Source organism: Streptococcus vestibularis ATCC 49124 (assembly GCF_000188295.1).
Classification (GTDB): Bacteria; Bacillota; Bacilli; order Lactobacillales; family Streptococcaceae; genus Streptococcus; species Streptococcus vestibularis.
In genome coordinates, this window is sequence record NZ_GL831112.1 from 1,161,441 (window position 1) to 1,172,177 (window position 10,737).

The 10,737-nt window shown below is 37.6% G+C and carries 7 protein-coding genes and 5 pseudogenes; 1 reads left to right on the forward strand and 11 read right to left on the reverse strand.

The genetic code is table 11. From position 1 onward, the window contains the following. Positions 1–416, forward strand: a pseudogene (locus HMPREF9425_RS05685) (transposase); the annotation flags it as partial. Between the two features lie 52 nt (positions 417–468). Here the strand turns inward: HMPREF9425_RS05685 and ileS are convergent. From ileS to HMPREF9425_RS05735, 11 genes and pseudogenes are all read right to left on the reverse strand, one after another. Next, positions 469–3,267: an isoleucine--tRNA ligase gene (ileS, locus tag HMPREF9425_RS05690; protein WP_003094246.1), complete on the reverse strand. Its 2,799-nt coding sequence runs from the start codon at positions 3,265–3,267 to the stop codon at positions 469–471. A 247-nt stretch (positions 3,268–3,514) separates the two neighbouring features. Next, positions 3,515–4,390: a DivIVA domain-containing protein gene (locus tag HMPREF9425_RS05695; protein WP_003097437.1), complete on the reverse strand. Its 876-nt coding sequence runs from the start codon at positions 4,388–4,390 to the stop codon at positions 3,515–3,517. A gap of 12 nt (positions 4,391–4,402) precedes the next feature. After that, positions 4,403–4,543 (reverse strand): DivIVA domain-containing protein, encoded by a 141-nt coding sequence (locus HMPREF9425_RS05700; protein WP_227278310.1) that lies wholly within the window; start codon positions 4,541–4,543, stop codon positions 4,403–4,405. 30 nt (positions 4,544–4,573) lie between these two features. Beyond that, positions 4,574–5,373 (reverse strand): annotated as a pseudogene (locus HMPREF9425_RS05705) (YlmH family RNA-binding protein). Further along, the gene (locus HMPREF9425_RS05710) at positions 5,373–5,630 is read right to left on the reverse strand and encodes a YggT family protein (RefSeq protein ID WP_003094075.1); all 258 of its coding nucleotides are present in this window, start codon (positions 5,628–5,630) and stop codon (positions 5,373–5,375) included. Before HMPREF9425_RS05710 ends, HMPREF9425_RS05705 begins: the two are co-directional and overlap by 1 nt. A gap of 3 nt (positions 5,631–5,633) precedes the next feature. Beyond that, positions 5,634–6,218 (reverse strand): cell division protein SepF, encoded by a 585-nt coding sequence (locus tag HMPREF9425_RS05715; protein WP_003094206.1) that lies wholly within the window; start codon positions 6,216–6,218, stop codon positions 5,634–5,636. Positions 6,219–6,222: 4 nt separating this feature from the next. Further along, positions 6,223–6,906 carry a YggS family pyridoxal phosphate-dependent enzyme gene (locus HMPREF9425_RS05720; protein ID WP_037621717.1) on the reverse strand — a complete coding sequence of 228 codons (684 nt, stop codon included), beginning with the start codon at positions 6,904–6,906 and terminating at the stop codon, positions 6,223–6,225. Positions 6,907–6,908: 2 nt separating this feature from the next. After that, positions 6,909–7,064: pseudogene (locus HMPREF9425_RS10705) on the reverse strand (cell division protein FtsZ); the annotation flags it as partial. A gap of 179 nt (positions 7,065–7,243) precedes the next feature. Next, positions 7,244–8,231: pseudogene (gene ftsZ, locus HMPREF9425_RS05725) on the reverse strand (cell division protein FtsZ); the annotation flags it as partial. Positions 8,232–8,259: 28 nt separating this feature from the next. Next, positions 8,260–9,636, reverse strand: a complete 1,377-nt coding sequence (gene ftsA / locus HMPREF9425_RS05730) for a cell division protein FtsA (protein ID WP_003097444.1) — start codon at positions 9,634–9,636, stop codon at positions 8,260–8,262. Positions 9,637–9,761: 125 nt separating this feature from the next. Continuing rightward, positions 9,762–10,737 (reverse strand): annotated as a pseudogene (locus HMPREF9425_RS05735) (cell division protein FtsQ/DivIB); the annotation flags it as partial.

Genomic DNA, 10,737 nt, shown 5'->3' on the forward strand with positions numbered 1-10,737 from the left:
CTCTCTATCAGCTCTTTTTATTCAAAGACTTTCCGCCAAACTTTAGCACCACATGAAGTTGTTGAGAAGACATTGAATTTCTCAGAGGAACTCGCTAATTATTATAACCTCTATCAGCTCTTGCTTTTTCACTTTCAGGAGAAAAGAGTAGATGAGTTTTTTGAGTTAATAGAGGAGAACATGAGCAAGGTCAATCACTACTTTCAAACGGTCTTTAGGACTTTTATTAGACACAAGCAATACATCCAGAATGCGCTAGAAACAGACTATTCAAACGCGAAACTAGAAGCGACTAACAAGTTGATTAAAGACATCAAACGGTTGGGATTCGGTTTTAGAAACTTCATCAACTTTAAGAAACGTGTCTTCATCACTCTGAACATAAAAAAAGAGAAGACCTATCAGGTCCTCTCTAGATATTAGCTTTTCGTCACCCACTACAGTTGACAAGGAGCGACTCTTTTTAGCTTATTTTGCTTTAACTTCGAAACCTTCTGCCACACCTTCAGCAAAGTTTTCTTCGATAATGCTAGCACAGTGATCACAGATAGTCGCGTTGTAGCTACGTTCTTTAGTAGTTGGATCAATACGACGACAACGGTCGCATACTTCACCTTCAGCACGTTCTACTGTGAATGAAACACCTTGGAAGCTTACAGCAGATTCAGGAACATCTTCTTCAGCAATTGTTAGAGCTGAAACAATCAAAAGTTGAGCAAGGTTAGTATTCAAACTTTCAAGAAGTTCTTTAACTTCAGCATCTGGATAGATAGTTAAATGAGCTTCAAGCGATTTACCAATAACTTTCTCATTACGAGCTTCTTCCAAAGCTTTTTGAGCTTGTCCACGGAAGTCCATGAAGGCATTCCATTTTTCAAGAAGTGCATCTTGATTTGCAAAATCTTCTGCTTCTGGCAACTCTGACAATTGAACATAGTCTTCATTTTCAAATTCAAGATATGACCAAATTTCTTCTGCAGTATGAGGAAGGATTGGAGTCAAGAGTTTTGTAATCTTAACAAGAATATCGTAGAAGACTGTTTGCATTTGACGACGTTCAAGTGATTCAGCGCTCTCAATGTAAACGACATCTTTGGCAAAATCAAGATAGAAGGCTGACAATTCAACATTAATAAAGTTAACCAAAGCTTTGTAAATAGTCAAGAATTCAAAGTTTGCATAGGCATCACGAATAGTCTTAACCAATTGGTTGAAACGAATAGTCATATATTGATCGACAGAGCGCAAGTCTTCGAAGGCTACTGCATCAGTTGTTGGATTGAAGTCAGAAGTATTAGCAAGCAAGAAACGAAGTGTGTTACGAATCTTACGATAAGATTCTGATACTTGGCTAAGGATATCCATTGAGATACGAACGTCATTGCTAGTATCTACACTTGTTACCCAAAGACGAAGAATTTCAGCACCAAATTGTTTCTCAACATCACTAGGCGCAATGGTATTTCCAAGAGATTTAGACATCTTTTCACCCTTACCATCAAGTGCAAAACCTTGAGACAAGAGTTGTTTATATGGTGCAACACCATGATTGGCAACTGAGGTGATAAGTGATGAGTTGAACCAACCACGGTATTGGTCTGAACCTTCGAGATAGAGATCAGCTGGATATGTTAACTCTGGACGGTTTACAACAACACCATTCCATGATGATCCTGAGTCAAACCACACATCCATAATATCATTTTCTTTAGTGAACTCACCATTTGGTGAACCTGGATGTGTAAAGCCTTCTGGAAGAAGATCTTTGGCATCACGTTCCCACCAGATAACTGAACCGTGCTCTTCGAAAAGTTTAGCCACATGTTCAATCGTTTCTTCAGTCATGATTGGTGTTTTATCTTCAGCATAGAAGATTGGGAGTGGTACACCCCAAGCTCGTTGACGAGAGATTACCCAGTCACCACGGTCACGAATCATGTTGTAGAGACGAACTTTCCCCCACTCAGAATGGAATTTAACTTTTTCAATCTCATCCAAAATCTCTTGACGGAATTTAGAAACAGAGGCAAACCATTGCGGCACTGCACGCCAGATGATTGGTTTCTTCGTACGCCAGTCAAATGGGTATGAGTGTGAGATTTCTTCTTTCGCAAGAAGTAAATCGCCGAGTTTTTCCATAACAATTGGTGCCACTTTATCGTAGAACTGACCTTCAAAATCAGGACCAGCATTTTCCATCATGATACCACGCTCATTAACAGTTACCGCAACTTCAAGGCCATTAGCGATACCTACATTATAGTCATCCTCACCAAAACCAGGGGCCGTATGGACGATACCTGTACCAGAATCTGTAGTAACGTGGTCACCAAGGATAACAAGCTCATCAACTTCTGTATCCCAAGGGTGTTCTGTAACGATTTGATTTAATTCATCACCACGGTAAGTATTAAGAACTTCTACTTCAGCCCAACCAAATTTCTCAGAAAGACTATTTAGTAATTCAGAAGCAACAATAAACTTACGAGTCTCTCCAGCAGGTTTTACAAGAACATACTCAATATCTGCACCTACAGTCAAACCACGTGAAGCTGTCACTGTAAATGGTGTTGTAGTCCAAACAACAATATAAGTATCAGTATCTAAAACACCTTTACCTTCTTTAACCTTATTGGCATAGTAAAGAGATGTTGAAACCAAATCATGATATTCAATCTCTGCTTCAGCAAGTGCTGATTCTGATGACCATGACCAGTATACAGGTTTCGCACCTTGATAGATATAACCCTTTTTAGCCATTTCACCAAAGACACGGATTTGGGCTGCCTCATAATCTGGTGTCAAAGTAACATATGGGTTATCCCAATCAGCCGAAACACCAAGACGTTTGAAATCTTCACGTTGTTTGTCAACTTGTGAAAGTGCATAATCACGACACATCTTAAGGTATTCAGCACGATCAAGTTCTTTACGTTTCACACCTTGTTTTGCCAACACTTGTTCAATTGGAAGACCATGCGTATCCCAACCAGGAACGTAAGGAGCATAGAAACCAGACATTGATTTTGAACGAACAATGATATCCTTAGAAATCTTATTCATCGCATGTCCAACGTGAATATTACCATTGGCATATGGAGGTCCATCATGAAGAGTGAAGTGAGGTTTACCTTGGTTCAACTCTTGACGACGTTGATACATCTTAGCATCTTCCCACTCTTTTTGCCAGAGTGGTTCTTTATTAGGAAGTCCAGCACGCATTGGAAAAGCTGTCTTACCTAGATTTAAAGTTTCTTTAAGTTTCATTATATCTCCTCTTTAATTTAATTCTACTAAATAAAAAGAGCCTTCATCAAAAAAGGACGAAAGCTCGTGGTACCACCTTAGTTTAGAGCACGTAAAATTGCTCCCTCAAATGTCCGTAAGGAGGACCTCCCTTCTAGCTTACTTATTTCAGTTAGAATGCTTGAAAATGATAACTATCCAAATAGGGAATGTGGGACTCACACCATCTCCCACTCGCTGTTAATATACTTGGTAAGTTGTATTTTTCTTATTCGCCAATATTTAATTTAAAAGTTTGTGTTTCATTAAGGTTGATTTCAACACTTGCTTCTGGTTGCAAATCAATCTCCTCGTCTACAAGTGTAGAAGTTGGAAAATCAGCTACTTCACTTTCGAATGAATCTGCAATACCAAAATCTACTGGAATTGAAGTAATATCATTTGTTTCGTCAATATCTGGATTAGAGAAATCTTCAACTTGTTTATTGCTTTCAGCAACGCGACGTTGAAGTTCAGCCATTTCGTCAGGAGTGAATTGACGAGTTGCATCGAACGAAGCAGCATCATTTGAATCTGGAACATGTTCATCCAGCACTTTTTCAACAACTTCTTTAAAGGCAGCATCTGAGTTTTGAAGATAAATAGCTGTTGGTTGCAACAATTCCCCCCACTCTGGAGCATTTGCCAAGCTAAGTTGACCTTCAACTGCAGCCAAAAGACGTTGGTGGAAAACACGACTTTGACGTTTAAGTTCTTCAGTTTCAATGGCAACACGTTTTGCTTCATCTGTAGCATCACGAAGAATTTCAGATGCCTTAGATTTAGCTTCTTCAATCAAGTGTGTCGCATTAAAGTTGGCCTTGTTAATCAAGTTAGCTGATTCATCTGCTGCTGAAGCTTTAACTTTTTCAGCTGTTTCTTGAGCCAAGATAACTGACTGGCTCAATGATTCTTTCATTTCGTCAAAATAAGCCAATTTTTCTTCAAGCTCTTTTACACGAGTAGAAAGTTCACGATTGTCACGAACTAAATCTTCATAATCATCTACGATAATATCAAGAAATTCATCTACTTCTTGTTCATTGTATCCACGAAATTTAGTGGTAAACTGTTTATCTTTAATATCAAGTGCTGTGATTGCCATTACAGGCCTCCTTTATTTTTTTACCATTTCTTCAAACTCTTTTACATGAGCAACAAGTTCACGATTTCCATGAACTAAATCTTCATAACTATCTACGATAATATCAAGAAATTCATCTACTTCTTGTTCATTACAGATCTCCTCAAGTTTCATTAGCATCTCTGATGCTTTTAAATTAAATACCTACTTTTGTCGTCTTAGAAGACTGTCGATGACGACCTTAGCTTTTCCTGATTTAGAAATTCCTTCTTGTTGAGCTAGACGAAATCGGCCAAAACCTCTAACTGAAATCATATCACCAATAGATATTGTCTGATCAGCTTTCTCAATTTGCCTATAATTAAGTTTGACTTTTCCTGAAGCAATTAGCTTTAAAGCATTTGAACGTGATATTTTTAATACTGTAGCTAACACATTATCAAGACGCATACTAGAAAGCAAGACAAAAAATTGAGAATATTTTTCTTGATTTGAAATCCAATCATCTTTACTTGCTTCTCTAAGCGTAACCGAAACCTTACCGATTTTAGTAATAGTCATTATTGCATAGCTGGCTAGATGAGAAGCAATATTAAATTGAACTCGGCCTTCTTCATCAAGAATGACATCTCCAAATACTTGACGTTCAAGACCAAGTTGATTGATCAGTGCGCCCAAAATTTTGGGGTGTATCAATTTATTAAATTGTCTAGCATAAGAAATCTCTAATCGTTTAATTTCAAAGTCATCTTCATCAAGCTCATAATAATCCGGTGCAAGAATCACTCTTCCATACTCTTCGTTATCAAAAGTTGAACTTACAAAAAATTTTAAATTATAGTAATTTGCTAAATCTTTGACAATCTGGATTTCACGAGGATTTAAGAAATCAGTCAAATAGGGGCTATACCGATCTTCAACTAATTGACAAAATCCCTTAACCTTTTCTAAAAAAAACGTTCTTCTAACGAGTAATGCTGTTCAATATTTTTTTGTTCAAACATCAAAATAGGACAACCTTAAGAATACTAAGAGAGAAATTTAACAAAAGTATAATTGCGATAATTGAAAAATCAATACCAGCAAAAACCAAATTCAGCCTACGAAATGGCGCAAGAATTGGCTGAACAATTTGTCTAATAGTCTTTCCAAGAGCTGTATCATAAGCTCCTGGAAACCAAGATAACAAAGCATAGATTACAAGGAGTATCTCTACTAAGTTAACAATACGTGCCCAAATAACATATAGTAATACAGACATGGCTTAACGTCTCTTCATGTCGAAGTCGAAAGTAGCTTCTTGATTTCCATGAGTCAAACCAATCTCTTCGATGTCAACAACAACGTTGATTGGTGTGAGCAAGTACATGGAAGAACCAACTTTTTGTAAGTTTCCTGTAAGTACCTTGCTAGCACCATCAATAAAGTCTAAACAACGACGAGCTTGTGCTTCTAACATATATTGAAAATCAATTAAAACACATTCATTTTCAATCAAAAGTTCTACAATTTCTTGAGCATCTTCATATTTTTTAGGATATTTAATTGCAATTGTAGTTTTAGTTATATTCATTTGTTGGGATCCCTGACTAGCTTGTGATCGACTCAAAGGTAAACTACGAAGGACTTGAGTTTCCTGTACGTCTGAATTGATATGTTGGCGACGAGGAGGGACTGTTGCCTGAGGACGCTCAGGTTTACGTTGCTGTCGAGGGGGTGGTGTATGCCCAGTTTTCTGTACTTTAACTGGACGTTCTTTAGCCTCTTCTTTAGCAACATCTTCATAATCTGTTACTTCGTCGGTATCAAAATATGAAACAATTTTATCAATTGCATCTTTTATTGCCATAAGGTTATTCTCCGTTCTCTTTAAAGAATGCACTGCCTATTCTAACAAAGGTTGATCCATTCTGAATAGCCATGTCATAGTCTCGACTCATCCCCATGCTTAGTTGATCACAAGGAACATTCTTTATTTTTTTATCTTGAATTGATTGTCTAAGTTCATTTGTCTCAGCAAAAATCTTATCAAGTTCTTGAGCATTCGCATCAATTGGAGCCATAGTCATTAGCCCTACTATACAAATTTTATCAAGATTTTCAATGTGATTTAGAACTGTATCAAGTTCTTCAGGTGGAAAACCATGTTTCGACTCCTCACCTGAAACATTAACTTGTAGGAAGCAATTAATGGTATGATCCGCACGCTTTTGAATTTCCTCTGCCAATTTAACAGAATCCAAAGCATGAAAATAATCAACTAAATTAATAACATCCTTTACTTTTCGACGTTGTAAACTACCAATAAGGTGCCATGTCAAATCATATTTTTTTAATGCCTGATACTTATCTAAAAATTTATCAACACGGTTTTCAGCAATGTGTTTAATTCCCGTTTCAACCAATTCTTCAGCGATTTCACTTGAAACATACTTAGTTACGGCAATTATATTGACTTCTTCGCTAGAGCGATTAGCTTTTTCACATGCTTTTTTTACCGCTTGATAAATACCATTTTTATTATCTTCTATAGTCATCATTAACGGTTTTTAAAAAATGGTGGTGTCTCCAATTCATCGTCATCTTCAACATCACTTGAGAATGTAGACATCGTTAATTGACTATCAAGTTCACCTGTTTCAGGACGAGAAATATCATCACGTTTCAAATCCCAATGTCCAAAAGCTGACTGCTCTTGTTGAGATGCTGCCACAGCAGGACGAACTCCTGATTGTGACATTGAAGGTGTTTCATTGTAGTCTAAGTTCAGTTGACGTTCAAATGAAGGTTGAGAACCTGGACGTTGTTGTTCTTGAGCCACTTGCTGAGTAGGAACTGACGATTGTGAAGGAGATGTAGTCACTTTACGTGGTCGGGCTTTCATACCAGATACCTTTTCAGCACGATCTTGACGAACCCCTGTTGCAACAACCGTTACACGAATTTCATCTTTCAAAGTATCATCGATTGATGTACCAAGCCAAATATTAACACCGTTACCAGCAGCTTGACCAACGATTTCAGATGCTTCTTCTGCCTCTGTAAGAGTCATATCAAGTCCACCAGTTACGTTAACAATAACATCTTCTGCACCATCGATAGTTGTTTCAAGAAGCGGTGAATAGATTGCTTTGCGTGCAGCTTCAACAATACGTTCTTCACCAGAACCAATACCAATCCCCATAAGCGCATTACCTTTATTTGCCATAACTGTTTTCACATCAGCAAAGTCGAGGTTGATTAAACCTGGGTTGGTAATAAGGTCTGTAATCCCTTGTACCCCTTGGCGTAGGACATTATCTGCTTCACTAAGGGCTTCAAGAAGTGGAGTTTTCTTATCAACGATTTCAAGAAGGTTGTTGTTAGAGATAATAAGAAGAGTATCAACTTGCTCACGCAATTCTTGAATACCTTCAACAGCGAAGGAACCGCGCTTATTACCTTCAAATCCAAATGGACGTGTAACCACTGCTACTGTCAATGCACCCAAGCTTTTAGCAATACGTGCAATAACTGGTGCTGCCCCTGTACCAGAACCACCACCCATACCAGCAGTGATAAATACCATATCAGCTCCTGTAAGTGCCTCTGTAAGTGTTTCTTCACTTTCTTCAGCTGCTTTACGACCAACTTCAGGTTGACCTCCAGCACCAAGACCACGAGTCAATTTAGGACCTAATTGGATAACTGTTTCTGCTTTAGAAGAGCTGAGTGCTTGAATATCCGTGTTAGCTGCAATAAATTCAACACCAGCAAGACCTTCTTCAATCATTCGGTTGATGGCATTTCCTCCACCTCCACCGACACCGATAACTTTAATTACCGCACCCTGAACTGATGCGCTATCAAATGAAAAACTCATTTTATTTCCTCACTTTTACTAGATTCAATTAATCAAACATACTTCCGAAGATTCCACGAACACGATCTCCGAGTTTTTGTTTTTGTTCATGATTTTCTTCATCAACCGGTAGAGGTACCTCAACGGTATTCTCAACTGGAATACGATTTTGTTGTGGAGTCACTCGGGGTGCTGAAGTAGTAGTTCTATCAAAACTCAAGGTAGGCGCCTCATTGTCGATAGGTTTACGACGAAGATACTCTTCACCACACACAGCTTGCTGAGCAATAATATCAACTTCTGTAAGGAGACCAACATACTCAACAAGACTAATTACATTTGCAAACATTGGATTACGGATACCAACTTGGTTAGGTATATAAAGTTTCACATTTGTCTCAAAAATTTCCTGAGCAACTTCAACCACACCTGGCATGATGGCTGTTCCACCTACAAGGACAATACCACCAGGCAAATCAAGTAGGCGACCTCGTGTCAAGTCTTGTTTAACTCTATCCAAGATATGCTTCACACGAGCTGAGATAATCTCAGCAAGATATTTCTCAGTGATTTCAACAGGTGAATTTTCACCTACAACCTCTACCTGAACAGTTTCAGTTTCACTTGCTTCTCCAATGTCAGCATTACCAAAATTAAACTTAAGCGCTTCTGCAATTTGCATAGATGTTTTCAAGACTTTTGAAATATCCTTGGTGATATATTCGCCACCCTCAGAGTAAATATTAGTAAACTGAAGTTCTTGAGCACGCATGCTTGCAACAGTCGTTTGGCCACCACCCATATCAATAACAGTAGCACCAAATTCACGCTCACCTTCATTTAAGACAGCACGAGTCATTGCAAGAGGAGAGATGATGATATTCTCAACCTGAATACCTGCACGCTCAACTGTCTTACGAAGATTGTGAAGAATTGTTGTTGGTCCTGTGTAAATGAGGCCTCTCATTTCAAGACGAATCCCCATCATTCCACGAGGATCACGAATCCCTTGAAAACCATCAACGATAAACTCTTCAGGAACTAGTGAGATAACCTCACGCTCAGGTGTAATACTCTTAGTCAAGGCTGAGCGAACAACACTTTCAACGTCTTCATCTTTGATTTCTTTTGATTCACTTGTTACAGGAATCATACCTTGTGTAGGCTCAATTTGAAGAAGATTGGCTGGAAGCCCAACATTCACTTGCTCAATCACAATACCAGCTTTTTCTTCTGCTTGCTCAATAGCTGTTTTGATTGATTTTGCTGCAGCGTCAATATCAACAATGATGCCATCTTTCACACCAGAACTCTTAACATTACTTACTCCGATGACATTCATTGATCCATCAATAAACTCAGCAACAAGAACCTTAATCGAGCTAGTTCCTATATCTAATCCTGTAAAAAAGCCATCTCTAGCCATTCACTCGACCTCTCAATCTTTCCATTCAATATCTTTGTAAACTGTATAAATACAGAATTATTCGGATACTATTGTACCATAAAAAAACGTAAAATGTCAGCATTTTACGTTTTTATTATTCAATATTAGCCTTGAATAGGGGAAGTTTGAAGAGTTCTATCTTGATTAACAGTCGGATTTCCTACTCCTTGAATATCTGAATTTTCAGCATTAGCTTCTTCCTCAGTATTTTGTTCACTTAGTGTCGTTGTTCCTTGACCCTCGTCGGAAATTTCTTTATCTTCCTTCTTATCTGTCTTGTTTTTATCTTTCTTTTTATCCTTATCAGTTTTTGATGATTCTACTTCAGGAGTTGTTGTATAGAGGCCAACCTCCATATCTACAATACTTCCATCTGAAAGCTTACTCTTAATTTTCTCGTAATAAGGTAACTTAGTCGTTAATTGAGAAAGGGGAACGCGAATAGAATTTCCATCATATAACTCAATTGTCAACAAATCTGTAGTAGCTTTTGTAGGCGTTAAATTAATAATTTGAATATTAGTCTTGATTTTACTATCAAGTTTATTCAACTCTTTTACTAAATCTTCAATTTTCTTTTCATCATCCATCTTTAAAGTGATGAATTTATCTGGTAGATTTCCTGTCGAAACAGTCCCTCCAGTCTTACCATTTTCAAGAATAGAAACATATCCATTTGATGTTTGACGATAAGCCACGATTGGATATTCTTTCACTGCAATATTAAATTGATTTGGAAAACTATAAGTTACTGTAGCCTTTTTGACCCAAACGTTGGTCTTTTCAACAGTTGATGCAACCTCTTCTTGGTTGAAAAAGACGTGAGTAATATAATCTGTATCAAGAATACCACTTGCAACTTTCACATCTTCTGGTAGAGCATTTTTTGTTCCTGATACTGTAAGAATCTTTTGCTTAGACCAAGGCGAAATAAAGAAGAGTGAAAATACGATTAAAATCGCAGCTATAAAAATAACAAGTCCTGCAAGATTTTGTTGTGCAATTGGAATATTGCTAGTCGTATTGACTTTTTTCTTTTTTTCTTCTTGACCTTTTTTTTACTGGTATTTTGTTCTCCTG